The organism is Devosia sp. GW821-FHT12F11 (genome assembly GCF_058806655.1).
Window position 1 is genome coordinate 824,433 of record NZ_JBXAPX010000002.1, and the last position, 24,576, is coordinate 849,008.

20 protein-coding genes are annotated in these 24,576 nt (G+C 66.3%); 10 read left to right on the plus strand and 10 right to left on the minus strand.

What is annotated here, in order from left to right; translation table 11 throughout:
• The 8 genes from AC1ROK_RS09620 (at position 1) to AC1ROK_RS09655 (ending at position 7,621) form a co-directional block, all read left to right on the plus strand.
• Positions 1-543, plus strand: a complete 543-nt coding sequence (locus tag AC1ROK_RS09620) for an endonuclease domain-containing protein (RefSeq protein WP_492846171.1) — start codon at positions 1-3, stop codon at positions 541-543.
• Between the two features lie 2 nt (positions 544-545).
• Positions 546-1,796 (plus strand): Zn-dependent hydrolase, encoded by a 1,251-nt coding sequence (locus tag AC1ROK_RS09625; RefSeq protein WP_492846173.1) that lies wholly within the window; start codon positions 546-548, stop codon positions 1,794-1,796.
• Between the two features lie 67 nt (positions 1,797-1,863).
• Positions 1,864-3,318: a dihydropyrimidinase gene (hydA, locus tag AC1ROK_RS09630; protein WP_492846175.1), complete on the plus strand. Its 1,455-nt coding sequence runs from the start codon at positions 1,864-1,866 to the stop codon at positions 3,316-3,318.
• Positions 3,319-3,322: 4 nt separating this feature from the next.
• Complete coding sequence (locus AC1ROK_RS09635) at positions 3,323-4,123, plus strand: ABC transporter ATP-binding protein (RefSeq protein ID WP_492846177.1); 801 nt, start codon at positions 3,323-3,325, stop codon at positions 4,121-4,123.
• 19 nt (positions 4,124-4,142) lie between these two features.
• On the plus strand, positions 4,143-4,646 hold the full coding sequence (locus AC1ROK_RS09640) for a hypothetical protein (protein WP_492846179.1): 504 nt from the start codon (positions 4,143-4,145) through the stop codon (positions 4,644-4,646).
• Between the two features lie 23 nt (positions 4,647-4,669).
• On the plus strand, positions 4,670-5,509 hold the full coding sequence (locus AC1ROK_RS09645; RefSeq protein ID WP_492846393.1) for an ABC transporter permease: 840 nt from the start codon (positions 4,670-4,672) through the stop codon (positions 5,507-5,509).
• Positions 5,506-6,621: an ABC transporter permease gene (locus AC1ROK_RS09650; protein ID WP_492846181.1), complete on the plus strand. Its 1,116-nt coding sequence runs from the start codon at positions 5,506-5,508 to the stop codon at positions 6,619-6,621. The genes AC1ROK_RS09645 and AC1ROK_RS09650 overlap by 4 nt, the downstream gene beginning before the upstream one ends.
• Before the next feature lie 25 nt (positions 6,622-6,646).
• Complete coding sequence (locus AC1ROK_RS09655) at positions 6,647-7,621, plus strand: ABC transporter substrate-binding protein (protein ID WP_492846183.1); 975 nt, start codon at positions 6,647-6,649, stop codon at positions 7,619-7,621.
• A 230-nt stretch (positions 7,622-7,851) separates the two neighbouring features.
• Here AC1ROK_RS09655 and AC1ROK_RS09660 read toward each other — a convergent pair whose 3' ends face one another.
• The 8 genes from AC1ROK_RS09660 to AC1ROK_RS09695 form a co-directional block, all read right to left on the minus strand.
• Positions 7,852-9,825, minus strand: a complete 1,974-nt coding sequence (locus tag AC1ROK_RS09660; protein ID WP_492846185.1) for a PhoX family protein — start codon at positions 9,823-9,825, stop codon at positions 7,852-7,854.
• A 323-nt stretch (positions 9,826-10,148) separates the two neighbouring features.
• Positions 10,149-11,951: a putative bifunctional diguanylate cyclase/phosphodiesterase gene (locus AC1ROK_RS09665; RefSeq protein WP_492846187.1), complete on the minus strand. Its 1,803-nt coding sequence runs from the start codon at positions 11,949-11,951 to the stop codon at positions 10,149-10,151.
• A gap of 87 nt (positions 11,952-12,038) precedes the next feature.
• Positions 12,039-12,521 carry a GNAT family N-acetyltransferase gene (locus AC1ROK_RS09670; protein WP_492846189.1) on the minus strand — a complete coding sequence of 161 codons (483 nt, stop codon included), beginning with the start codon at positions 12,519-12,521 and terminating at the stop codon, positions 12,039-12,041.
• 102 nt (positions 12,522-12,623) lie between these two features.
• On the minus strand, positions 12,624-14,561 hold the full coding sequence (locus AC1ROK_RS09675; protein ID WP_492846191.1) for a beta-N-acetylhexosaminidase: 1,938 nt from the start codon (positions 14,559-14,561) through the stop codon (positions 12,624-12,626).
• Between the two features lie 130 nt (positions 14,562-14,691).
• Entirely contained in the window at positions 14,692-15,744 is a 1,053-nt protein-coding gene (locus AC1ROK_RS09680) for a D-TA family PLP-dependent enzyme (RefSeq protein WP_492846193.1), read from the minus strand.
• 68 nt (positions 15,745-15,812) lie between these two features.
• Complete coding sequence (locus AC1ROK_RS09685; protein ID WP_492846195.1) at positions 15,813-16,106, minus strand: EscU/YscU/HrcU family type III secretion system export apparatus switch protein; 294 nt, start codon at positions 16,104-16,106, stop codon at positions 15,813-15,815.
• Positions 16,103-17,053: a flagellar hook-length control protein FliK gene (gene fliK, locus AC1ROK_RS09690; protein WP_492846197.1), complete on the minus strand. Its 951-nt coding sequence runs from the start codon at positions 17,051-17,053 to the stop codon at positions 16,103-16,105. Before fliK ends, AC1ROK_RS09685 begins: the two co-directional genes overlap by 4 nt.
• Positions 17,054-18,188: 1,135 nt before the next feature.
• Positions 18,189-19,643, minus strand: coding sequence for an alpha-glucosidase/alpha-galactosidase (locus AC1ROK_RS09695; protein WP_492846199.1), 1,455 nt, complete (start codon positions 19,641-19,643; stop codon positions 18,189-18,191).
• 87 nt (positions 19,644-19,730) lie between these two features.
• On the opposite strand from AC1ROK_RS09695, the gene AC1ROK_RS09700 reads away from it, so the two are divergent.
• Both AC1ROK_RS09700 and AC1ROK_RS09705 read left to right on the plus strand, forming a co-directional pair.
• Positions 19,731-20,594 (plus strand): helix-turn-helix domain-containing protein, encoded by an 864-nt coding sequence (locus tag AC1ROK_RS09700; protein WP_492846201.1) that lies wholly within the window; start codon positions 19,731-19,733, stop codon positions 20,592-20,594.
• 92 nt (positions 20,595-20,686) lie between these two features.
• Positions 20,687-22,474, plus strand: coding sequence for a putative bifunctional diguanylate cyclase/phosphodiesterase (locus tag AC1ROK_RS09705; RefSeq protein ID WP_492846203.1), 1,788 nt, complete (start codon positions 20,687-20,689; stop codon positions 22,472-22,474).
• Positions 22,475-22,555: 81 nt separating this feature from the next.
• Here the strand turns inward: AC1ROK_RS09705 and AC1ROK_RS09710 are convergent, their stop codons facing one another.
• Both AC1ROK_RS09710 and AC1ROK_RS09715 read right to left on the minus strand, forming a co-directional pair.
• Entirely contained in the window at positions 22,556-23,377 is an 822-nt protein-coding gene (locus AC1ROK_RS09710; protein ID WP_492846205.1) for an HpcH/HpaI aldolase/citrate lyase family protein, read from the minus strand.
• The gene (locus tag AC1ROK_RS09715) at positions 23,374-24,558 is read right to left on the minus strand and encodes a CaiB/BaiF CoA transferase family protein (RefSeq protein ID WP_492846207.1); all 1,185 of its coding nucleotides are present in this window, start codon (positions 24,556-24,558) and stop codon (positions 23,374-23,376) included. Before AC1ROK_RS09715 ends, AC1ROK_RS09710 begins: the two co-directional genes overlap by 4 nt.
• Positions 24,559-24,576 lie beyond the last annotated feature (18 nt).

Consider the following 24,576-nt stretch of genomic DNA (forward strand, 5'->3'; position numbering starts at 1 on the left):
ATGGCAGGCAGCCCCTCAAACTCCGACGCCGAGGTCACCTCTCCCCTGAGGGGAGAGGTCGACGCGCAGCGTCGGGTGAGGGGTTCAGTCTCTCGGGCACGCTCGTTGCGCCGCAACGAAACAGAAGCCGAGCACAAGTTCTGGCAGATGGTTCGCGGCCGACAGATCGGTGGCTGGAAGTTCGCCCGACAGGTTGCAATCGGCCCATACTTTGCTGACTTCGCCTGCCGCGAAGCGGCACTGGTTGTCGAACTCGATGGCAGCCAGCACGTCGAGTCTGAGACCGATCTGGTTCGGACGGCGTACCTGGCAGCTCAGGGCTACTCGGTCCTGCGCTTTTGGAACAACGACGTGCAGGGCAACCCCCACGGCGTTGCTGACAGCATTCTCGCGGCGATAGCTGGGCACCCCTCACCCGGCGAGCGCTACGCGCCCGCCACCCTCTCCCCTGAGGGGAGAGGGGAAAGAGGGACCATGGCCGCGACGACGAAGCAGCGGAGCTACAGGCTCACCGCAGACATTCCTCGACTCTTGAAAGACTGACTATGGCAGCTCCTGGCGAAAACCTTCGTATCGACCCCGAACGCCTGTGGAGCTCCATTCACGAGTTGGCCGAGATCGGGCCGGGCGTTGCCGGGGGCTCCAATCGGCAGACGGTGACCGATGACGATGCCAAGGGCCGGGCGCTGTTCAAGCGCTGGTGCGAGGCGGCCGGCATGGAGATGGGGCTCGACCAGATGGGCACCATGTTCGCGCGGCGCGAAGGCAGCGAGCCGGGGCTCGATCCGGTCTATGTCGGCAGCCATCTCGATACGCAGCCAACCGGCGGGCGTTATGACGGCGTGCTCGGGGTGCTGGGCGGGCTCGAGGTGATCCGCACGCTCAACGATCTCGACATCCGGACCAAGCGCCCGATCGTGGTGGTCAACTGGACCAACGAGGAAGGGGCGCGGTTCGCGCCGGCGATGATGGCCTCGGGCGTGTTCGCCGGCGTGCTCGACCAGGCCGAGGTCTACACCCACAAGGACAAGGACGGCAAAAGCTTCGGCGAGGAGCTGGAGCGGATCGGCTGGCGCGGCGACGAGGTGGTCGGGGCGCGCAAGATCCACGCGTATTACGAACTGCATATCGAGCAGGGCCCGATCCTCGAGGACGAGAACGTCGATATCGGTGTGGTGACGCACGGCCAGGGGCTGAAGTGGCTGCAGGTGACGCTGACCGGCAAGGAAGCGCATACCGGCTCCACCCCGATGCCGAAGCGGCGCAATGCCAGCCTCGGCATGGCGCGGGTGATCGAGCTGGTGCACGAGGTGGCGATGGACTACCAGCCTGACGCCGTCGGTGCGGTGGGGCACATCGAGGTCTACCCGAACTCGCGCAACATCATTGCCGGCAAGGCGGTGTTCACCATCGACATCCGTTCGCCGAATAAAGAGGTGCTGGACGAGATGGACGAGCGCATCCGCTACGGCATCCAGAACACCGCCGAGGCGCTCGATATCGGCTTCGAGGTCGAGCAGGTCGGGCATTTCGACCCGGTGACGTTCGACAAAACGCTGGTTGGCAATGTCCGCGAGGCGGCCAAGGAACTCGGCTACTCCTACCGCGACATCGTTTCGGGCGCCGGACACGACGCCTGCTGGATCAACCGGGTGGCGCCCTCGGCGATGATCATGTGCCCGTGCGTCGACGGGCTCAGCCACAACGAAGCGGAAGAGATCTCGAAGGAGTGGGCGGCGGCCGGCACCGAGGTGCTGCTGCGCGCCGTGCTGGAAACGGCGGAGATCGTATCGTAGCGCGCCCTACGCGGCGCGCTTTCGGCCCTCTTGGGGAGGGCAGACTGAACAAAGACAGGGACCGAGCATGAGCAGCAAGATCATCAAGGGCGGCACCGTCGTTACCGCCGACCTCACCTATGTCGCCGATATCCGGGTCGAAGGCGGCAGGATCACCGAGATCGGGCAGAACCTCAGCGGTGGCGAGGTGCTCGATGCCAGCGGCTGCTACGTGATGCCGGGCGGAATCGATCCGCATACGCATCTCGAGATGCCGTTCATGGGCACCTATTCGAGCGACGATTTCGAAAGCGGCACCCGGGCGGCGCTGAGCGGCGGCACCACCATGGTGGTGGATTTCTGCCTGCCCAACCCGCAGCAGTCGCTGCTCGAAGCCTTGCAGATGTGGGACAACAAGACCTCGAAGGCCAGTTGCGACTACTCGTTCCACATGGCGATCACCTGGTGGGGCGAGCAGGTGTTCAACGAGATGGCCGATGTGGTCGATCGCGGCATCACCTCGTTCAAGCACTTCATGGCCTACAAGGGTGCGCTGATGGTGGATGACGACGAGATGTTCTCGTCGTTCCAGCGCTGCGCCGATCTCGGCGCCCTGCCGCTCGTCCACGCCGAGAACGGCGACGTGGTGGCGCAGATGACGGCCAAGCTCCTTGCCGCGGGCAATAACGGGCCGGAGGCGCATGCCTATTCGCGACCGCCGGAGGTGGAGGGCGAGGCGACCAACCGGGCGATCATGATCGCCGACATGGCGGGGGTGCCGGTCTATATCGTCCACACCTCGTGCGAGCAGGCGCATGAGGCGATCCGCCGGGCGCGGCAGGCCGGCAAGCGCGTCTATGGCGAGCCGCTGATCCAGCACCTGGTGCTCGACGAAACCGAGTATTTCAACCGCGACTGGGACTATGCGGCGCGCCGGGTGATGAGCCCGCCGTTCCGCAACAAGCAGCACCAGGATTCGCTGTGGGCCGGGCTGGCGTCGGGCTCGCTGCAGGTGGTGGCGACCGACCACTGCGCCTTCACCACGGCGCAGAAGCGCAACGGGGTGGGCAACTTCGCCAAGATTCCGAACGGCACCGGCGGGCTCGAAGACCGGATGCCGGTGCTGTGGACCAAGGGCGTCAAGACCGGCCGGCTGACGATGAACGAGTTCGTGGCGGTGACCTCGACCAACATCGCCAAGATCCTCAACATGTACCCCAAGAAGGGCGCCATCCTCGTCGGGGCAGATGCCGACCTCGTGGTGTGGGATCCCAAGCGCAAGAAGACCATCACTGCGGCCAAACAGCAGTCGGCGATCGACTACAATGTGTTCGAGGGCATCGAGGTCGAAGGGCTGCCGCGGTTCACGCTGACGCGTGGACAGGTGGCGGTGACCGAGGACAAGATCAGCACCGAGCAGGGCCACGGCCAGTTCGTGGCGCGTGAGGCGAGGAACCCGGTGAACCGGGCGCTTTCGACGTGGAAAGAGATCACCGCACCACGCAAGGTAGAGCGTACCGGCATTCCGGCGACGGGGGTTTGAGGGTTTGACGACTGACGGGGGCAAATCGCAGAGCGTGGTCGAGGCCAAGGGTCTCGGCCTGACTTTCAAGACGGCGGATGGCGACGTGGTGGCGCTGTCGGACGTCAACCTGGACATCAAGCGGGGCGAGTTCGTCTCGTTCATCGGCCCCTCGGGCTGCGGCAAGACGACGTTCCTGCGCGTCATCGCCGATCTGGAGCAGCCGACTTCCGGCACCATCACGGTCAACGGCACCTCGCCGGCCGATGCGCGGGTCAACCGCTCCTATGGCTACGTGTTCCAGGCGCCGGCGCTATTCCCGTGGCGCTCGATCGAGAACAACGTGGCGCTGCCGCTCGAGATCATGGGCTATGGCGACGCCGACCGGAAGGCGCGGATCAAGAAGTCGCTGGAGCTGGTGAACCTCGAAGGGTTCGAAAAGAAGTTCCCCTGGCAGCTCAGTGGCGGCATGCAGCAGCGCGCGTCGATTGCCCGGGCGCTGGCGTTCGATGCCGACCTGTTGCTGATGGATGAGCCGTTCGGAGCGCTCGACGAGATCGTCCGCGACCACCTCAACTCGGAGCTCCTGAAACTCTGGGCGGCGACCCAGAAGACCATCGCCTTCGTCACCCACTCGATCCCCGAGGCAGTGTACCTCTCGACCAAGATCGTGGTGATGAGCCCGCGGCCGGGACGGGTGACCGATATCATCGAAAGCACGCTCCCCGCCGAGCGGCCGCTCGAAATCCGCGAGACGCCGGAGTTCCTCGCCATCGCCCACCGGGTACGTGACGGCCTGAGGGCCGGCCACTCCTACGAGGAGTAGCGAAATGCGGGAGAGAGCGATGACGAGATCAAGACTGCTCCTGCTGGCCGGACTTACAACCGCCGCGATCGGGTTTGCGAGCGGAGCCGAAGCCGCCTGCATGATGGGCAAGGGCAGCGTCTGCAAAGGCGGGCTGGCGGCGGTATCGCTGGTGGTGACTGACAGCAACTGGCGAGCCAAGTGGAACACCTCGGTCGAGACGACGCCTCGCTTCAAGGGGACCAGCAAGCTCGGGACCGGCGACAAGGCGACACTGCTGACATTCTTCAGCAGCGAACATCACGGTATGGTGCAGCTCAGCTGCGACCTAAAAGTGAAGCTGCCCAACGGAGACGTACAGCAGCATCCGGCGCAACCTTGCTTCAAGGGGGAGGTCGTCGCGGGGAACATCTACCTGACGGGAATGGAGATCGGCCTCGAGGGCGATGGTGAGCCCGGAAAGGCAGAGTTCACCGTCCGGGTGACGGACACCAAGAGTGGTGCACGGCTGCCGCTGAAGACGATCGTCGAGTTCACCAAGTGAAGAACGTCGCTCCCATTCTGACGATGGTGGCGGCGCTGATCGTCGTCTGGTACCTCGCGGCGGTGCTGATGAACTGGCAGGGGATGTCGGATTTCTACCAGCGCACCGATGTGACCGACGTCAGCTTCGGCCAGCAGCTCAATGACGTGCTGAATGCCGAAAAGCCGCTGCTGCCGGCGCCGCACCAGATTGTCGGCGAGTTCTGGAAGACCACGGTCGAGCAGGCGGTGACCTCGAAGCGCAGCCTCGTTTATCATGGCTGGATCACGCTTTCGGCGACGCTGCTCGGCTTTGCCATGGGCACGGTGTTCGGCATCGGGCTGGCGGCGTTCATCGTCCACAACCAGGCGATGGACCGCTCGCTGATGCCATGGATCATCGCCAGCCAGACCATCCCGATCCTCGCCATCGCGCCGATGGTGATCGTGGTGTTGAACGCGGTCGGCATCTCCGGTCTGATCCCCAAGGCGCTGATCTCGACCTATCTGAGCTTCTTCCCGGTGGTGGTCGGCATGGTGAAGGGGTTTCGCAGCCCCGAGACGATCCAGCTCGACCTGATGCGGACCTACAATGCGGCGCGTTTCCAGGTGTTCACCAAGCTGCGCTGGCCGATTGCACTGCCGTACCTGTTCACCTCGATGAAGGTCGGCGTCGCGGCGAGCCTCGTCGGCGCCATTGTCGGCGAGCTGCCGGCCGGCACCAGCAACGGCATCGGAGCGCGGCTCCTGGCCGGCTCGTACTATGGGCAGACGATCCAGATCTGGTCGGCGCTGCTGGCCGCCGCCCTGCTGGCCGGGGCGCTGATCGCGCTGGTCGGGTTGGCCGAGCGGCTCACCAACCAAAGCCTGGGAGCGCGAGCATGACGGCGCTGCAACGGGTACTCGCGGCCTTTGCGTCGGGCTTTGCCCTCCTGGCACTGATCTTCGATTTCGCCTCGACCGAGGGAGCACCGCTGCCGGTGTGGGAATTCCCGGCGGTCGGGGTGTTCCTGGTGCTGGCGGTGCTGAGCCTCGTCCGCTTCCGGGTAAAAGTCAGTTATTGGGTCGATGGGGGGCTGGCGGCGATCGGCGCCGTGGGGCTCATCATGGCGCTCGAAACGCTGCAGCAGGCCGAGCCGGGCTACTGGTTCGCGCTGGTGGCGTGCTGGCTGTTTGCCTGGCTGTTCGCCGAGCGGCTGTCGCTGGCGATTGCGCGGGACGAGGTTCCGGATGCCGTGGGGGTGCTGGTCCCGGCAATCTTCGGCGTCGCCATTCTCGTCGCCTGGGAAGCGATCACCCGGGGCGGCAATGTGCCCAAGGTGCTGCTGCCCTCGCCATCGGGGATCTGGGAGACCTTGATCGGCAACATCCCGAGGATCGCGGCGGATTTCCAGCAGACCTTCCTCAAGGCAGTGCTGGCCGGTTACGCGCTCGGCTGCGGCGCCGGCTTCCTCGTCGCCATTGCGGTCGACCGTTCGCCGTTCCTCAAACGCGGATTGCTGCCGCTCGGCAACTTCATCTCGGCCCTGCCCTTGATCGGTATCGCGCCGATCATGGTGATGTGGTTCGGCTTCGACTGGCCATCGAAGGCGGCCGTCGTGGTGATCATGACGTTCTTCCCGATGCTGGTGAACACCGTCGCCGGGCTGAACGCCGCCGGACACATGGAGCGCGACCTGATGCGCACCTATGCCTCGGGCTACTGGTCGACGCTGTTCAAACTGCGGTTGCCGGCAGCGGCGCCGTTCATTTTCAACGCTTTGAAGATCAACTCGACACTGGCGCTGATCGGCGCAATCGTGGCTGAATTCTTCGGGACACCCATCGTCGGCATGGGCTTTCGCATCTCGTCGGAGATCGGCAAGCTCAATGTCGAGATGGTCTGGGCAGAGATCGCCGTGGCGGCGTTGGCGGGCTCTGTCTTTTACTGGGTGGTGGCGCTCGTGGAGAGGGCAGTCACCTTCTGGCATCCGTCCGTCCGTGGTGGTCGGGCGTAATCAGGGGAAAAGGGAAACGCACAAAATGAAGAAGCTTCTCGTTGGTCTGGTGGCGGGCGCGCTGGCGCTCGGTGCCACCGCGGCTCACGCGGCCGATCCGGTCACCTTGCAGCTCAAGTGGGTGACGCAGGCGCAGTTCGCCGGCTATTTCGTCGCCAAGGACAAGGGTTTCTACACCGAAGAAGGCATCGACATCACGATCAAGCCGGGCGGGCCGGATATTGCCCCCGAGCAGGTGATCGCAGGTGGCGGCGCCGATGTGATCGTCGACTGGATGGGCGGCGCGCTGGCAGCCCGCGAACAGGGCGTGGGCCTCGTCAACATTGCGCAGCCGTTCAAGAAATCCGGCCTGTTGATGATCTGCCCGAAGGATGGCCCCGTGCAGACCGAAGCCGACTTCAAGGGCCACACGCTGGGCGTCTGGTTCTTCGGCAACGAGTATCCGTTCTACGCCTGGATGAACAAGCTGGGCATCCCGACCGAAGGCGGCGCCGATGGCGTGAACGTCCTCAAGCAGTCGTTCGACGTGCAGCCGCTGGTGCAGAAGCAGGCGGACTGCATCTCGGTGATGACCTACAACGAACTGGGCCAGGCGATCGACGCCGGCTTCACCACCGACAAGCTGGTGATCTTCAACTACACCGACCTCGGCAACGACCTGCTCGAGGATGGCCTCTATGCGATGGAAGACAAGCTCGCCGACCCGGCTTTCGCCGACAAGATGGTGCGCTTCGTCCGCGCTTCGCAGAAGGGCTGGGCCTATGCGATCGAGCATCCCGATGAGGCAGCGCAGATCGTCATCGACAACGACGAAAGCGGCGCGCAGACGCTCGACCATCAGAAGTACATGATGGGCGAAGTGGCCAAGCTCGTCGACGCCAAGGACTTCAAGCTCGACGCGGCCGCCTATGACCGTACCGAGAAGGCGCTGCTGGACCAGAAGATCATCCAGAACAAGCCGTCGGGCGCCTTCACTTCGGCGATTACCGACAAGCTCTGAGAACTTACCCCTGAGACTTGGGGTTTCAGGAGTGATGAAGGCGGGGAGCGATCCCCGCCTTTTTTGTACGTTGACTGATAGAGACGGCCCCCTCCCGGCCTCCCCCATAAAGCGGGAGGTGAAGAGTCGGAGCTCTGTCTTCGTTCGTGCCAAGTGAACCGGCGGGGCACCTCCCCCTTCATGGGGGAGGATGGGAGGGGGCCGTCTGCTTCAGTTAGCCCGCCCTGCCATCAGCTGCCGATCACCCCGCCATCGTCCTTGCTGATCACCACCAGTGAGGGGCGCGGGCCCTGGCCGTCGATGAAGTCGGGCCAGTTGGTGCCGGCATCGGCGATCGAGGTGGAGTCCTCACCGTCTTCAAAGCGCAGCTCGCCCGGGTGCTGGATGGAGAGGAACATGGTCTTGCCGTCCGGCGTGAAGGCCGGCGAGCAGACTTCCGAGCCGACCGGCGGCAGGTAGAACAGCTTAGGCAGCGCCTTGCCGTCGCCTTCCGTGTCGGCGGCATAGAGCGCATCGTTGAAGCCGGCATCCGGCGGGCCGTCGGTGGTGACCCAGAGGCGGCCGGCGGGATCGACCGACAGGTTGTCCGGGTCGGTGAACCAGCCATTGGCCGAAGTCTCGGGGTGGCAGAGCGCGTGCGAGGCCGGATCAGTCGGGTCGCCGCAAAGGATGAAGGCATCCCAGGTGTAGTCGGTCGCGGCATGGTCGGGCGCCTCGGGGGCGCCCGGCGGGGTGAGCTCGAGGATATGCCCGTCGGGGTTGGGGGCGCGAGTATTGGCGACGTTGACCTGTTCGCCGGCATCGCCTTCGCCGGCCGGCAAACGATCCTCGTTCTCGGTCATGGCGATATAGACGCGGCCGGTTTTCGGGTGCGGCACGAAGCCTTCCGGTGCGTCCATCGGGGTGGCGCCAAGGAGATCGGCGGCCATGCGGGTGCGGAGCACCACGTCGGCCTGGCTGTGGAAGCCATTCTCCGGCGTCAGCGGCCCCTGCCCCTGCACCAGCGGCAGCCAGGTCAGCTTGCCCTCGGCATCGAAGCGGGCGGTGAAGAGCGTGCCTTCGTCGAGCAGGTCCTTGTTGGCGGCGCGGTCGGTGGGATTCCACGGCTTGGAAGTGACGAACTTGTAGAGGTACTCGAAGTCGTCATCGTCGCCCATGTAGAGGACGACGCGGCCATCGGGGGCCACGGCGACCTGCGCTCCCTCATGGGTGAAGCGGCCGAGCGCGGTGCGCTTCACCGGCTTCGACGCGGGATCGAACGGATCGATCTCGACCACCCAGTCGAACTTCAGCCACTCGTTCGGCTCATTCTCGAACTTCAGGCGGGCGTCGATGCGGCTCAAGGCATAGCCGTCATTTTCTTCCTCATCCCAGCCCTGGCGCTCCACCAGTTCCTGGTCGGGGAGCGTGGTGTAGTCGCCGGCAAAGATGTCCATGCCGCCTTCTTCGCCCGACAGCATGGTGCCCCAGGGGGTGATGCCGCCCGAACAGTTGGAGATCGAGCCGAAGACGATGGTGCCGGTGGGGTCGATGCTGGTCTTCAGTCGGTCGTCGCCGGCGGCGGGCCCGCTCAGGCGCATCTCGGTGCCCATATGGACGCGGCGGTTGTACTGCCCATCGGTGACGACCTGCCATTGGTTGCCGGTCTTCTTGACCTCAACGACGGAGATGCCGGTGGACGCTGCGACGGCGCGGATCTGTGCGTCGGTGAGCTTTTCCCGGTAATCCTCGTCGGTCAGGCCGGGGAACATCAGGTAGGGCGAGGCATATTCGTGGTTCACCACCAGCAGGCCATGATCATTGGCCTCGCTGCCCTGCGGCAGCGACAGGAAAGCTGTGAAGTCGTTGTTATAGCCGAACTGCTTTTCGGCGGCCGCGCCATCGAGGGTCGCGACGTCGAAGGCCGGGCTGTCGGCGAACAGCTTGTCGCCCCACTTGATCAGGATCTGGCGGGAGTAGCCCTCGGGCCAGTGGTCGGTCTTGTCGGTGACGCGGCTCAGCTCGGGAAAGGTGAGGCTCGACGACGAGTTGGTCGCGGCGGCGGCGCGGCTGAAGCCGAGGCCGGAAGTGGCGAGCGCGGTGCCGGCAAGCAGCCCCTTCAGCACGGTGCGGCGGGAATAGCCCTCGGCCATCAGGTCGGAATATTTGGTGGTGAAAGACTGGCGGCGCGTCGGGCGCGCGCGGGTTTTCAAACGATCGGTCATGCTGACGCTCCTGAAATATCGTGGAGCCGTGCGCCCGGCAGGCGACGCCGCTGTGACGGATGGATGACGGTGGGGTGACGGGCGAAGGAGATGCAGCGATGCACCGGCCTTGTCCCCTCTCCCTGAGGAGAGGGTGGTGCAGCTAGGACCGCCAGGTCCGTAGCGGAACCAGGTTGAGGGGCTCAGCTTCTCAACGAGCGTTCGCCGTACCGCTTCACCCCTCAACCGGCCTTCGGCCACCTTCTCCCTCGGGAGGCGCTATTGCGCCCCCTTGGAGGGGAGAAGGGACGTAGCTGCCGGCGGCTCTGTTCCCCCTGGATGCCCTACCCCGCTTCCCGCTCTTCGAACGGCGCCTCGGGCATGGCGTCGGAGGCGAGGACCAGGCGGCGCACGGCGTCGCGGGCCATCGGGCGGGAGATCAGGTAGCCCTGCGCCTCAGTGTAGCCGGCGGCATGCACACCGCGCAGTTGCGCGGCGGTCTCGATGCCTTCGGCGGTGGTCGCCATCATCAGGCGGGCACCGATATCGGCCACCGCGGCGACGATGGTCTCGGCTCCTTCGGCGCTGTCGAGCGCCCTGATGAAGGTGCCATCGATCTTGATCTTGTCGAACGGGAAGGCGAGCAGATAGCCGAGCGCCGAAAAGCCGGTGCCAAAGTCGTCGAGCGCGATGCGGACGCCGAGCGCGCGCAGCTGGCGCAGGGTGTCGAGGCTCTGCTCGGAGTTCTCGAGGAACACCGACTCGGTGATCTCGATTTCGACGCGCTCGTGGGCGATGCCGGAGGCAGCAAGCGCCTGGACCAGCGTGGTGACGAGGTTCCCGCGGACCAGTTGCATCGACGAAACGTTGACGGCGATCTTCAGCTCGCCCGGCCAGCGGGCCGCCTCGGCCAGCGCCTCGCGAATGACCCAGTCGCCGATCGGGACGATCAGGCCGGTATCCTCGGCGACCGGGATGAAGTCGCAAGGCGGAACCAGCCCGCGCTCCGGATGCTGCCAGCGCAGCAAGGCTTCGAAGCCCGAGAAGGCGTGGGTGCGGAGGTTGAGGATGGGCTGGAAATGCAGCTCGAACTCACCGTGCTCGAGGGCGCGGCGCAGGTCGGCCTCGAGCCGGCGGCGGTCGACGCCGATGCGGTTGAGCTCGGGCTCGAAGCAGCGGATGGCGCCGCGCCCGTCGCGCTTGGCGGCGTAGAGAGCGACGTCGGCATTGTGCAGCAGCTCGTCAGGTTCGTTCCCGTCGGCGCCACCCACCGCGATGCCGATGCCGACGGCAATGGTCAGCACCTGGCCGTCGAGGTCGTAGGGTGCGACGGTGGCGGCGCAGATGCTGGCCGCGAGGTCGAGCGCGCTTTCGGCATCGCCGCCGCGATGCAGCACGGCGAATTCGTCGCCGCCCATGCGGGCGGCGCTGTCCTTCGGGCCCAGGCAGCCGCCGAGCCGGCCGGCAAACTGCTTCAACAGCGCATCGCCCGCGGCGTGGCCCAGGGTGTCATTGATGGCCTTGAAGCCATCGAGATCGAGGCAGAGCACAGCAAAGCCGCTGGCCCTGCCGACGTCATGGAAGGCATTGCCGACCCGTCGATAGAACAGCGTGCGATTGGGCAGGCCCGTCAGCGCATCATGGTAGGCGAGGTGGGTGAGCTCGGCCTGCATGTTGTGCAGTTCGGTCACATCCTTGTGGGTCGAGATCCAGCCGCCATCGTCGATCGGCTGGTGGGTCATCGAAATGACCTGTCCGGAATTGAGCCGGTGGATACCGCCCAAAGTGCGCTGCTCGTGCACGGCGCTCAGCCGGTCGGCGACATAGCCCTCGACGTCGTCGCCGACATGGGTGTTGCCCGCGACGCGCGCCTCGAGGATCTGGCGGAAGCTGGTGCCGCGTTTACCCAATGCCGGCGGCAGCCGGTAGATATCGAGGAACTGGCGGTTGCACAGCACCAGCCGGCCGTGGCGATCGTAGAGCGAAATGCCGTGCGCGAGATTGTCGAGAATGGCGCGCAGGTGCAGTTCCTGGGCGCGCAGCTTGCCACGCGCCGAACTCAGCGAACGGGTGAGTTTGGCCAGCGCCGCGGTGTCGGCCTGCGCTGGCGCGGCCGCGTCGGTGGGTGTCTTTCCGGTCTTTGGCAAAGCGCTGTAGCCCCGGAAATCCCAAGGAGATCGAAGCTCATAGCCTAGCGGCAGCGAGTAAATGCAAGGTTAGTCGATACGCTGCATTCAACCCGACTTGGGGGGACGTAGCATCCCATTGTAAATGCCGGGATCGGATTTGGGGATCACCATGGCGTCGAGCCGCTTCTGGTAGAACTCGACCGGGCCCGCGCCGCCGATGACGGCATAGGCATAGCCCGCCTCGCGCATGCCGCGCAGCGTGGCGATGAGCAGAGCCTCGCCGATCCCCTGCCCGCGCGCCGCCTCGTCGACCCCGGTGGGGCCGAAAAACCCCTTGGCGGTGGCATCATGGCAGGCAAAGCCGAGCAGTTGGTTGTCCTTGTGGGCGATCCAGCAGGTGACCGGCAGGTGGCTCATCGCCGCCTCGACCTCGGACACCCAGAACGGGCTGAAATGCTGGCCGACCCAGGCGGTGACGACGTGACGCTCCGGCGGCAGGGCGCGGCGGACGGTGACCCCGGCCGCCTTCACCTTTGCTTCGGAGGCAATATCCGGCAGATCATACAGCCGGACCAGCAGATCGCCCATTGTGCTAACGGTCCTTCCAAAGCGAAATCAGGAAAAGTTGCAGACTTTTCCGGTTCGATCTCGCGACACAACAAGGAGCAGGAGTGCGAATGCAATCCTGCTCTAGAATCCTTCGTAGCGACCGTAGAGGTTCGGCATCAGGCCGACCAGCGCCTTGAAGCGGTTGAAATCGCGGTTGGAACTCCAGCCGGTTTCGGCAATGGCCGAGAGGCGCGGGAAGACCAGCCGGTCGAACACGGCGCGATCGGTCATCGGCTCTGACCAGATGCAGGCCTGGACCCCGAGGAGCTTCTTGCGCTCGCTGTCGCTCCAGCCGGCAGTCGGCTCGAAGGTGTAGGCCTTTTCCGGCGAAGACCAGCCGGCCCAGGCGGCGCCGCACTCGTGCCAATCCTCGGTGTTGGCCATGTCGAGGTAATAGGCCTGGCCCGGAGCCACGACGACTTCATAGCCTTCGGCGGCGAGTTGCTGGCTGCCCTCGGTGGTGCGCCAGCCGACGAGGTAGCAGTTGGCCTTGTCGATGCCGCCGCCATGCGAGGCTTCTTCCCAGGCCCCGGTCAGCTTGCCCTTCGAGGTGAGGTAGGCCTGCAGGCGCTGCAGGAAGCGGGCCTGCAGCGGCGCGGCGCCGGTGACGCCGAGTTGCTGGCGCAGCTTGTTGGCGGCCGGCGAGGAGTGCCAGGCATCCTCGGGCACTTCGTCAGCACCGACATGGAAGTAGCGCGAGGGAAAGAGCTCGACCATCTCGTCGATAATAGCCTCGACCACTCCATAGGTGGCCTCGACCGCCGGGTTGAGGCAGTTATTGGGGAAGCTCTGGATCGAGTAATAGGGCGCGTTCTCGCCGGGGTCGCTCAGCGCCGGGATGGCCTGCAGCATGGCATAGCAATGGCCCGGCATATCGATCTCGGGCACCACGTCGACGCCGACCTCGGTGGCGAAGCCGACGATGGCGCGGATATCGGCCTTCGAATAGTAGCCGCCGGTGCGCTCCGGACCCGAGCCAAGCAGTGGCGGCACGGGCATGCCATAGCCGCGCCAGGCGCCCTTGCCGGTGAGCTGCGGGTAGGCATCGATCTCGACGCGCCAGGACTCGTCGTCGCTCAGGTGCCAATGCAGCACATTGAGCTTGTTCCAGGCGAGAATGGCGATGAAGCGCTCGACCTCGTCCTTGGCGTAGTAGCGGCGGGCGACATCGAGATGGCTGCCGCGCCACACCATGGCCGGCGCATCCTCGATGCGGCCGGACGTGGGGAAGTTGAACTGGCGCAGGTGGATGCGGGCGCCGCGCAGGATCTGGCCCAGCGTGATCAGGCCATAGAGCAAGCCGGTTTCGGTTTCGCCGATGACGCGGGCCCGGTCGGCGGTGAACTCGATGGCATAGCCTTCCTTGCCGCCGGGACCGGCGCTGAGTTCGACCGGGAAGCCGCCTTCATGGGCGGGGCGGACGAGGCCTTCGCCGGGGAACAGCTTTTCGGTCAGCTTGCCGAAGGCCGCGGCGGCGGACTTGCCGATCGCCGAAGGGAGCGGTGCGAGACCGGCGGGCGCGGTACGGCGACCGGAGACCGCCACATCCCGCGGCCAGGGGACGATCGACACCGGCACCGGCGGGTGCTCGGGGACCTCGAAGATGGCGGTGCCCTTCTTGCGCAGGGTATCGCTGCCCTCGCGCCGGGTCGGCACGGTGCGCAGCGAGCGCGTGGTGCCGTCGGCGAGAACGAGGAAGCCGGTGGTGGCGCCATCGGTCCAGTGGCGGATCGGGTAATCGAGCTGCAGCACATCGATGGTCCAGCTGGCGCCGGGGGCAAGGACGAAACCGCGCTCGGGCGCCAGTTCGCAGAAATTGCTCAGCTGCGTTACCACCTTGGCGCCGACGATCTCGGCATCGTCGCTGACCCGCGCCGGGCCGGAAATGCCGAGACGGAAGTCGCGCAGCGCCTCACCCGTGTCGTTGGTGAGCATCAGCCGGTAGCGCGCTGCCACGCCTTCGGCGGCTGGGCGCCACTCGGTTGCCAGCGTCAAACCATCATACCAATCAGCGACCATTTGAATACCACTCCCTTGCGAGAGGTGTTCTAGAGCATTTCATCGTTTCAGTGAAACGCCGAAATGCTCTGCATTCTTGATTTGTCGCCCTCTCGAACCGGGAAAAGTCTGCGATCCCCGCGGCAAGCGCTCAGTCCACTCGGCCGCGCGCCGCGACGGGAACCACTTCGCGCACCTCATCGCCGGAGATCAGCGTCACGCTGTCGAAAAGGTTGGAGATGACGCAGGCGTGGTTTGGGATGATGCGCAACCGCTCGCCGATGCGCGGCCAGTCGGAGGCGACGGGAAGCTCGATGACGCCATGCTCTTCGGAGAGCCCCTTCACCGTGAGATCGGTGCCCATCACCAGGCCAAAACCCTCCATGCCGAGCAGATCGGAGGTGAGAGATTTGGAGCCGGCATCGATGACCACGCGGGTGGCGGTGGGCCGGCTGACCACAGTGACCAGTACGGTGAGCGCGCAATCGTCGAGGCTGGCAGCCCGCTCCTTCACCTGGAAGCGATCATAGTAGATGTACGTGCCGGGGCGGCGCTCGGTGACCGGAGCAGCGGCTTGGGCCCACATGTCCGGGCTGTTGCCGGAGGAGACGCGCGACACGGCAATGCCGGCTTCAGCGAACAGCGCAACAGCCTCGCTGAGCCAGGCGTTTGATTTCTCCACCCCATGCAGTGGCGGATAGGTCATCAGGCCACCGAAGCGGAGGCCGGGGGCGAGCGCGATCTGGCGGGCCAGAGCCAGCGCCTGGGCCGGGGTCTGCACGCCGCAACGACCGCCGCCGGAATCGCACTCGATGAGCACCGTCAACGGTTTGCCGGAGGTGAAGGTCGCGGCATAGCCGAACAGCGTGTCGGGGCTGTCGGCGGTGACCGACAGGGTGACGCGCTCGTTCAACGCCTTGAGCCGCGCCAGCTTCCTGGGGCCCAGGATGTTGTAAGGCAGGAAGATATCGGCGATGCCGGCATCGGCCATCACCTCGGCCTCGCCCAGCTTCTGCGCGGTGATGCCGACGGCGCCGAGCTCGATCTGGCGTTTGGCGAAGCGCGGCAACTTGTGGGTCTTGATGTGCGGACGCAGCGCATAGCCTTGCTCGGTGGCATGTGCCTGGGCCCGCTGCAGATTGGCCTCGACGCGATCGATATCGATGAGAACGGTGGGGGTATCGAGGTCGGCAATGGTCGGCATGACGCGGGCTCCCAGAACTTGGCGCGTCACTTCGCCCGGAGCCGGGTGGGAATGCAAGGCGGGGAGCTCTAGCTTTCGGTGGGCGTCCAATGACGCTGAGCACTGGCGCGGAGGACGAAGCCGATGATCTCGGCCACCGCTTCGTAAAGTTCGATCGGGATCTGCTCGTCGAGTTCGACACTCGCCAACGCTTCGACGAGCGGGCCGTTGGCCTCGATGACGACGCCGGCCTCGCCCGCCACCTCGACAATGCGGCGGGCCAGTTCGCCTCGGCCCTTGGCAATGACGCGCGGCGCCTCACGGGTGCCGCGCTCATATTCCAGCGCGACCGCGAGGCTGACGGGCTTTGGGGTGTCGCTCATCGGGCGCTGTCCAGCAATTGACCCGGGGCCCGAACGGCAGGTTGCGGTGCGCCGCGGCGCACCCTGATGGAACCGAGATCGAGACCGTGGCGGGCCAGCGCCGGGGCGAGCTCGGGCAGCATCGCCTCGAGCGCATCGGCAGTGGCCGGGTCGGCGGCCCACAGCGAGACACTGGCGCTGCGCCCGAGCAACGCCACCTCGGCGCCGACTTCGCCGGTGGCCGCGAAGTTGAGCGCGAAGCGCATGCGCCAGCCGCGCTCGGCGGGTGTGCGCTTGTGCCTACCATCGCGCTCGACCAGCAGCTGCAGGATGCCGGTTTCGGCGCCGAGCTGCATCGGCACTTCCACCCGCAACTCGGCCGCGGGCGCCGCGACGTTGGGGCGCGCGGCATCATTGGGGTTCGAGGCCAGCTGCAGCAGTTTTGCGCGGGAGAGCGCCGCATCGGCGTGACCGAGAAGTTGGCGGGCGGTCTCGACGGGCTCCTCGGCCAGTGGCGACATGGGTTGAGCGGAGGAGGCGCGGACGGGCTCGCCCTTAAGCGGCGGGGGTGGACGCCGCGTCACCGGAGCGATCGCCTCGACTTCGCCGCCGAGGAAGCCCGACAGCGCCGAACGCAGCTGCAACAGGGCGGATTTGGCATCGGTGGGGGTGCGAGTGCCGGGCTCGGTGATGATGCCGGTGCGCAGCACGGCGTCGCGAAGCATCTTGCCGTCAGGCGGGGCGCGATTGAGGTCGAGCCGGGTACCAAGCAGCATGGCGATCGCCTCCAGCGCTGGACGCGGTAATGCCGCGGCCGTGGGCGCGGCGAGTGTCGCAAGCCGGGCGATCAGCGGCAGGACGCTATCCTGGCGCGCCGCGGCCTGGACAGGGTCGGCGAGGATCTGGGCAAGCGGTGGCGAGGCGGGCTGCGATACCGGCCGCGGGGTCGATATCGGTGATGCGACCATTGGCGGCACGACCGTCGGCGGTGCCAGCGAGGTCGCTGGGGTGGTTGCGTGAGGCACGGGGCTCGGCACTGCCGGGGTAGACACAGGCTGCGGCGCACTGACTGGCGCCGGACCGCTTGCGACACCTGGCGCAGACAAGGTGGTGGCCGCAGGCTGCAACACCGGCGGCGGTGTCGGACTGCTCGTGGTGGGGGAGTTGCTCGCCGGGACGGCCGGGGCGGACAGAGGGAGCTGGGCCGTCGCGGGCTGCGTGGAAGCCGCAGCCGGCGCTGGCGGCGTCGAGACGGCGGCAGGTGTGGTCGGTTGGTTGAGCGGCGGGATTGCCGTCGGAGCTGGTTGAGCCGGCGCTGCGGGGGCTGGCGCGGGTAGCGGCGCCGGCATTGCCGGGGCTGGAGCTGATGGCAGCGTTTGTGTCGGCGCAGTTGGCACCATGGCAGCCGCCGCCTGCTGAACGGTGACCCGGGGAAGCGGAGACGGCGCGGCGGGCCCCGCTTGTGGCCCCGGGGTCGCTGGCAGCTGGGTGGCCGTAATCGACGGCTGAACCTGGGTGGGGGTCGGCGCCGCCGGGGCAGTTGGAGACAGGGGCAACGGCATTGCCGCAACCGGTGCAGCACCTGGCGGCGGCGGTGCGAGCGGTGCGGGTTGCGCAGCCGCCGGAGCCGGTGGAGGCGGCGCCGTCGAGGCGGCAGGCGGGGGCGGCAACGGCGACAGCGCTTGCGGCGCGGGCGGAGCCGGCTGGGCAACTGCCGGTTGCGGCTGCACGGTGACAGTGACGGCGGGCTGACCGGTCGGGGTCGGGGAGATCTTCAGGGTCACCACGGTATTGACCGGCAGCGCGGTCTCGAGCTTCAGGACGAAACTCTCGCTGCCGGCCGTGAGCTGGGTCAGGCCGCCGGCAAGTTGCGCCGTGACCTTGGCGTCGATGCTCTGGCCGAGGCGGAGGATCAGCGCGTCAAGGCTGGCGCGCGCCAGCTTCACTGCCGCCAGCGCCGGGTCAGCGGCGGGCTCGGTGCGGCCGATCAGTTGCAGCAGCGCAGTGGCGACATCGGACATGCCGCCACCATGCAGGGAGTCGGGTTAACGGGAGTTAACTTCTCTCGTCAGCGCGTGGGCAAGGCCCCCTTGGCCGCACCCCTCAGTGATGCGCCCCCTTCATCTCGCGCAGCTCTTCGACCGAGCGGACCACCTTGCGGGCGGCACCGGCCCAGTCCCTGGTCTTCACGGTCGCCTTTTCCAGCCGGGCCTTGGCGGCGGGGATGGCGTCGGCATATTGCGGCAGCCACTGCGCCTGGGCGACCACCATCTCGTCGACCATCTGCCAGACCTCGTCAGGGGTGCAGATGGCGCCAACCAGCGGGTCGTGCAACACAGCGAGCTTCAACATGTCGATGTTGCCGGTCATTGCGGCTTCGACACTCATGCGCTGCACCGAGATCGACACCGAGCAGGTGGCGGCGCAGGCGATCGGCAGCTCGATGCCCTCGACCATGTTGATGCCGAAACGATCGACGAAGCCCGGGCTCTCGATGATGGCGTCAGCCGGAAGGTTCTTGATGATGCCGTTGTTGCGGCGGTTGAAATGGCCGCGATAGGTGCGGCCGGTTTCGCGCGCTTCGATGATGTAGCTGGCGTGCTCGGTGGTACGCTTGTGCTCCGACAGCGACTTGGTGGCTTCAGCCTTGAACTTGGGGAAATCGGTCTCGAACCAGTTCCGGCGTTCGGTGGAGTGGCGGAGATAGCCACCGGTCTCGCCGTGGATCCAGTCGCTCATGTCGATCCAGCGGGAGATCTCTTCAGGGCGCTTGCGGTACCAGGGCAGGTATTCCGAGAGGTGGCCGTTCGACTCGGTCGAGTAGACACCGAAGCGCTTCAGCACGTCGATGCGGACCTTTTCCTGCTTGGAATAGACAGGGTGCTTTTCGAAGCCGGCGATCAGTTCGTCCGCCTCGATCTTGCGGCCCTTGGCGCGGATATCGATGTACCAGGTCTGGTGGTTGATGCCCGAGCAGACATAGTCGAGGTCGCGGTCATCGACATCAAGCACCTGGGCGATCTGATGAGCGCCGTGCTGCACGCCGTGGCAGAGGCCGACCACATCGACACCGCCATAGAGATCGGCGGCCCAGGTGTTCATCGCCATGGGGTTGGCATAGTTGAGGAACAGCGCGCCCGGCTCGGCAACCTCGCGGATATCCTTGCAGAAGTCGAGAATGACCGGGATGTTGCGCTGGCCATAGAGGATGCCGCCGGCGCAGATGGTGTCGCCCACGCACTGGTCGACGCCGTATTTCAACGGGATGTTGACGTCGGTGGCGAAGGCCTCGAGCCCGCCGACGCGGACGCAGCTCATGATGTAGCGCGCGCCGGTTATGGCCTCGCGCCGGTTGGTGGTGGCGGTGACCTTGGCCGGCAGGTTGTTGACCGCCACGATCGACGAGATGATCTGGTGGATCATGTCGAGGTTGTGGGCGTTGATATCGGTCAGCGCGAACTCGACATCGGCGAATTCCGGCACCTTGAGCAGATCCGAGATCAGGGTCTTGGTGAACCCCACCGAACCGGCGCCGATGATCGCGACTTTGAACGACATGGCGTTCCTCCCCTTTGAATTTGGCTCCATCTAGCGGCAAGGCGGGCCGCCGGTGTAGAGGAAAGACATGCGATCGCGGGTAATTTCATGCTGTCCGACCTGATTGCCCATGGGCACAAGATCCAGACCATCGCGCCGCCGCGGGGCCCTCTGGGCTTTCACGTGATGGCCACCGGCGCCGGCTTCGAGAAGCGCGTCAACGAGGTCTATAACTGGGAGGGGCTGAAGCGCGGCGACGTGCCGTTCGTCATCATCCAGCACACCATCGCCGGGCGGGGCGAGCTCGACTATGCCGGCGCCCGGCACGTGCTGCTGCCGGGCTCCACCATGGTGCTGAGCTTTCCGCATGCCAACCGCTACTGGCTCGATCGGGGCCAGACCTGGGAGTATTTCTGGATCGGCGCCAATGGTCGCGAGGCGTTGCGGCTGGTGCGGGCGATCATCGACCTCAAGGGGCCGGTGGTGACGCCTTCGGCAGGCGCGGTGGATCGCATGGCGGATGCTTGCGTGCAGCTGATGCGAACGCCCGAACTGCTCAGCGGCGAGGCCTCGGGGGCGGCGTATGACGCGATGATGGCGCTGCATGACGGGCTGTTCGGCGCGACGCCGGCGACGACCAATGTGGCGCCGCCGATTGCCCGGGCGCAAAGCTTCATCACAGAGCATCTGGGCGAACCGCTGGGGGTAGATCGGCTGGCGCGAGTAGCAGGGCTGAGCCGGGCGCACTTCGTCAGGCGCTTCGGTGGCGAGACCGGGCAGAGCCCATCGGATTTCGTCTTCGCGGCACGGATGGAGCGGGCAACGCGGCTGCTGATCGCCACCGACCTGCCAGTTGCCGCCATTGCCACAGCAACGGGATTCGCCAACGGGAACTATTTCGCCAAGGCATTCCGCCGGCTCAACGGCATCTCGCCCAGCGACTATCGCTCCGCTGCTGCGACGGGCCGCTGACAACGGGCCTTGTACTTAGAGACGATTAGGAGTTGCTTATTCATTGCTGCCTAGCATGACAATCGCACGAACTATCAGGTTCAGAGGCCCCGATGGTTGTGAAGCGGTCTCCCGTCCGGCACGTCGCTCGCCCCGAGCCGCCGGAATCGCTTGCCGCATTGGCAGCCGCCAACGAGCGACTGCAGCGCTTCGCGGCTGAACTGGCCGGAGAGCAACAGCGGGCCCAGGTGGAACGCAGCTGGCTGCGCACTATGATCGACCAGGTGCCGGACTATCTCTACATCAAGGATAAGGACGCCCGTTTCGTCATTGCCAACCGCGCGGTGGCGGCGGACCTCGGGCATGGCGACCCCAATATGCTGATCGGCAAATCCGATCTCGACGTGCATCCAATGCCGCTGGCGCGGCGCTATTACGAAGATGACATGAGCGTCATCCGTGGCGAGAAGGCGCTGATCGACCACGAGGAATACGTGGTGCGCCCGGACGGCACGCAGCTCTGGCTCTCGACCTCGAAGCTGCCGCTGCGCAACCCGGAGGGCCAGATTATCGGGCTGGTGTGCAGCGCGCGCGACATCACGGAACGGCGGCGCACCGAGGCGCATATCCATTTCCTCGCCTACCACGACTCGCTGACCGGGCTGCCCAACCGGGCCCAGTTCGAGCGCGACCTCGCCGCGCTCGCCGAGCGTGCAGCCGAGGGAACGCCGGCAACGCTGGTGCTGATCGACCTCGACCGGTTCAAGCACATCAACGACACCCTGGGGCACGTGGCGGGCGACGACCTGCTGCGCCAACTGGCCAACCGGCTGTTCCAGCTGGTGGGGCCGGCGGGGACACTGGCACGGGTGGGCGGCGACGAGTTCGCCATCCTCCTCTCGGGGCCGGCGGCCGGCGCGGCGGAATCGATGTGCCGGGCGATCCAGCTGCAGTTCGGCCGCCCCTTCCGGCTGTTCGACGACCCGGCGTTTATCACCGCCAGCTTCGGCATCGCGCCGTGGCAGCCGGGATCGGACGCCTTCCGCATGCTGCGCGAGGCGGACATCGCGCTCTACGAAGCCAAGGCGCGCGGCCGGAGCCGCTGGGAGGTGTTTGCACCGCCCATGGCCGAGACGGTCGAAGAGAAGCGGCGGATCGAGCAGGACTTGCGCCGGGCGCTCGACGTCGGCGGTGAGTTGATGCTCGAGTACCAGCCGATCTTCGCCGCCGATGGACGTGCCGTGGCGGGCGCCGAGGCGCTGGTGCGCTGGGAACATCCCGAGCGCGGCCGGCTGGCGCCGGACATCTTCATCGGCGTGGCGGAGGAACGCGGGCTGATCGAGAGGCTCGGCGAATGGGTGCTCGAGGAAGCCTGTCGCATGCTGGTGCGAACGACCATCCCCTGGGTGGCGGTGAACGTCTCGCCGGTAGAGCTGAAGAGCCGCCGCTTCGTCGACCGGGTGATCGAGCAATTGCGGCAACTGGGGATCGACCCGACGCGGCTGCAGCTCGAGATCACCGAGGGCGTGCTGCTCGATACGTCGGAGGCCACAGAAGCCGGGCTCACCCGGCTGCGGGCGGCAGGCATCCGGCTGGCGCTCGACGATTTCGGCACCGGCTATTCGTCGCTCAACTACCTGCGCCGCTACAATGTGGACAAGCTGAAGATCGACCGCTCGTTCGTCGGCCAGTTGGGCGAATCCACCGATGCCGAGGTGATCGTCAGGACCATCATCGACCTCGCGCGGTCGCTCAACATGAAGGTGACCGCCGAGGGCGTCGCCACCGAGCGGCAGCGCGATTACCTGATGGCGCTCGGCTGCCACGAATTGCAGGGGTACCTCTTGTCACAGCCGCTCCCGCTCGAGGCGTTTCTCGAGTTCACGGGGATAGCCGCTTAGGACGTTTCGGGCCCCCCGCAGTGCACCCGCACCCGCGATGGACATCGAGTAGGGGGAGCAGTTGGTGCCCCCAGGACCGCCCTAACTCCCGAGAATCCTCCGCGCCCGGGCGACGATCGGGGCGTCGACCATCCTGCCATCGAGCTGGAAGGCGCCGGGGAGTTCCGCTGCAGCGGCGACGACCCGCTGGGCCCAGTCGCGTTCGGCGTCGCTCGGCGAGAAGCCGGCATTCAGTACCGCGACGGCGGAGGGATGGACACAGGTGGCGCCATCGAAGCCATGTGCCTTGGCCTCGGCGGCGGCAGCGGCCAGCGCCTCGAGATCGGTGTAGTCGGCGCTTGATTGCAACAGGCCGAAACTGAGCTTGCCTTCGGCCTTGGCGGCATAGTGCAGCAGCAGCTTGGGATGGCGGAGGACGTCGGGCGTCGGGGTGGCGCCGAGCTCAGTGGCAAGATCCTCGCTGCCGAGCAGCAGGCCGATGACGCGATGATTGGCGGCGATGAGCCGCGCGTCGAGCAGTGCGGCGGCGCCTTCGACCAGCGCGAGAAAGCGCATGGCGGAGCGGCCGAGCTTGGCCTCTTCGGCGCGGAGCGCGCCGGCGAGCGCGTCGAGCCCGGCGGAAGAACTGGCCTTGGCCACCATCACGCCGGTGGCGCCGGCAAGGCAGGCGGCGAGCGCATCCTCGCGCTGACGAAACCCTGCATTGATGCGGACGAAGACGGCGGCGCCGTTGCGGCCGACGGCGGGGACGGTGGTCGCGAGGCCCGCGCGGGCAGCGTCCTTGTCGGCCTCCGGCACCGCGTCCTCGAGATCGAGGACGATGGCGTCGGCGCCGCGCTCATGCGCCTTGGCGACGAAGCGCTCGGAATGCGCGGGGACGTAGAGGAGCGAGCGGAGCTTCATCCGAGCACCGTAGCAGGATCGACGCCGGCTTCGCGCAACACTTCGGCGGTATGCTCGCCGAGGTCGGGCGCCGGGCGGCGGAAGGTGCCGGGGGTCTCGCTGAGGCGCGGCAGGATGTTGTGCATCGGCAGGGCGCCGAAATCCTTGTCTTCGACATCGACAATGATGCCGCGGTCAATGAAATGCCGATCCCCGGCGATATCGGCGATGGAGTAGATCGGGCCAACGGTGGCACCGGCCTCGCGCGTGATGGCGAGCGCCTCGTCATGGGTGTGACGCCCGAACCATTCACCGACGGCGGCGTCAACGAGATCGCGATGCTTCACCCGATCGGAGTTAGTGGCAAAACGCGGGTCGCTGTTCATCTCCGGCTTGCCGATCACCTCGAAGATGCGGCGGGCGACCTGCGGGGTCGAACCGGACAGCGCCACATATTTGCCGTCGGAGCAGCGATAGACGTTGCGCGGCGAGGCGGTGTTGGAGGCCGAACCGGAGCGTTCCTTGACCTTGCCGGTCACGGCATAGATCGCGGCCTCGGGGCCGAGCACCGAGTACATGGGTTCGAGCAGGCTGAGGTCGATGACCTGCCCCTTGGCCTTGCCACGGAAGCGGGCGAACAGCGCGGTGACGGTGGCGTTGGCGCCGTAGACGCCGGCGATCATGTCGGCCAGCGCCAGTGGCGGCAGCACCGGCTCGCGATCCGGGAAGCCGGTGCGATAGGCGAAGCCAGACATGCCTTCGACAATGGTGCCGAAGCCGGGGAACTGGGCATAGGGGCCGGTCTGGCCGAAGCCGGAGATGCGGACGACGATCAGGTTCGGATTGGCGGCAAGCAGCGTATCGGGCGCGAGGCCCATCTCCTCGAGCGTGCCGGGGCGGAAATTCTCGATGAAGACGTCGGCGGTGCTCAGCAGCGCCTTCAGCGCCGCCATGTGCGGGGCTTCACGCAGGTTGAGCTGCACCGAGCGCTTGTTGCGGCCGTAGGTCTTCCAGTAGAGCGAGTGCCCGTCATCGCGCCACTCGCGCAGCGGGTCGCCCTGCGGCGGCTCGATCTTGATGACGTCGGCGCCGAAATCGGCGAGCTGCAGCGACAGCATGTTGCCGGCGACGAGGCGGCTGAGATCGATGACGCGGATGCCATCGAGCGGGCCGGTGGCGAGGGGGTTGAACTGCAGCGTCACCGCGTGTGGCTCCCCCCT

Bases quoted from the DNA above. Each gene is read 5' to 3' on its own strand.
- AC1ROK_RS09620 (WP_492846171.1), top strand. From the start codon at position 1: ATGGCAGGCAGCCCCTCAAACTCCGACGCCGAGGTCACCTCTCCCCTG.
- AC1ROK_RS09625 (WP_492846173.1), top strand. From the start codon at position 546: ATGGCAGCTCCTGGCGAAAACCTTCGTATCGACCCCGAACGCCTGTGG.
- hydA (WP_492846175.1), top strand. From the start codon at position 1,864: ATGAGCAGCAAGATCATCAAGGGCGGCACCGTCGTTACCGCCGACCTC.
- AC1ROK_RS09640 (WP_492846179.1), top strand. From the start codon at position 4,143: ATGACGAGATCAAGACTGCTCCTGCTGGCCGGACTTACAACCGCCGCG.
- AC1ROK_RS09645 (WP_492846393.1), top strand. From the start codon at position 4,670: ATGGTGGCGGCGCTGATCGTCGTCTGGTACCTCGCGGCGGTGCTGATG.
- AC1ROK_RS09650 (WP_492846181.1), top strand. From the start codon at position 5,506: ATGACGGCGCTGCAACGGGTACTCGCGGCCTTTGCGTCGGGCTTTGCC.
- AC1ROK_RS09655 (WP_492846183.1), top strand. From the start codon at position 6,647: ATGAAGAAGCTTCTCGTTGGTCTGGTGGCGGGCGCGCTGGCGCTCGGT.
- AC1ROK_RS09660 (WP_492846185.1), bottom strand. From the start codon at position 9,825: ATGACCGATCGTTTGAAAACCCGCGCGCGCCCGACGCGCCGCCAGTCT.
- AC1ROK_RS09670 (WP_492846189.1), bottom strand. From the start codon at position 12,521: ATGGGCGATCTGCTGGTCCGGCTGTATGATCTGCCGGATATTGCCTCC.
- AC1ROK_RS09675 (WP_492846191.1), bottom strand. From the start codon at position 14,561: ATGGTCGCTGATTGGTATGATGGTTTGACGCTGGCAACCGAGTGGCGC.
- AC1ROK_RS09680 (WP_492846193.1), bottom strand. From the start codon at position 15,744: ATGCCGACCATTGCCGACCTCGATACCCCCACCGTTCTCATCGATATC.
- AC1ROK_RS09685 (WP_492846195.1), bottom strand. From the start codon at position 16,106: ATGAGCGACACCCCAAAGCCCGTCAGCCTCGCGGTCGCGCTGGAATAT.
- fliK (WP_492846197.1), bottom strand. From the start codon at position 17,053: ATGGTCGCATCACCGATATCGACCCCGCGGCCGGTATCGCAGCCCGCC.
- AC1ROK_RS09695 (WP_492846199.1), bottom strand. From the start codon at position 19,643: ATGTCGTTCAAAGTCGCGATCATCGGCGCCGGTTCGGTGGGGTTCACC.
- AC1ROK_RS09700 (WP_492846201.1), top strand. From the start codon at position 19,731: ATGCTGTCCGACCTGATTGCCCATGGGCACAAGATCCAGACCATCGCG.
- AC1ROK_RS09705 (WP_492846203.1), top strand. From the start codon at position 20,687: ATGGTTGTGAAGCGGTCTCCCGTCCGGCACGTCGCTCGCCCCGAGCCG.
- AC1ROK_RS09710 (WP_492846205.1), bottom strand. From the start codon at position 23,377: ATGAAGCTCCGCTCGCTCCTCTACGTCCCCGCGCATTCCGAGCGCTTC.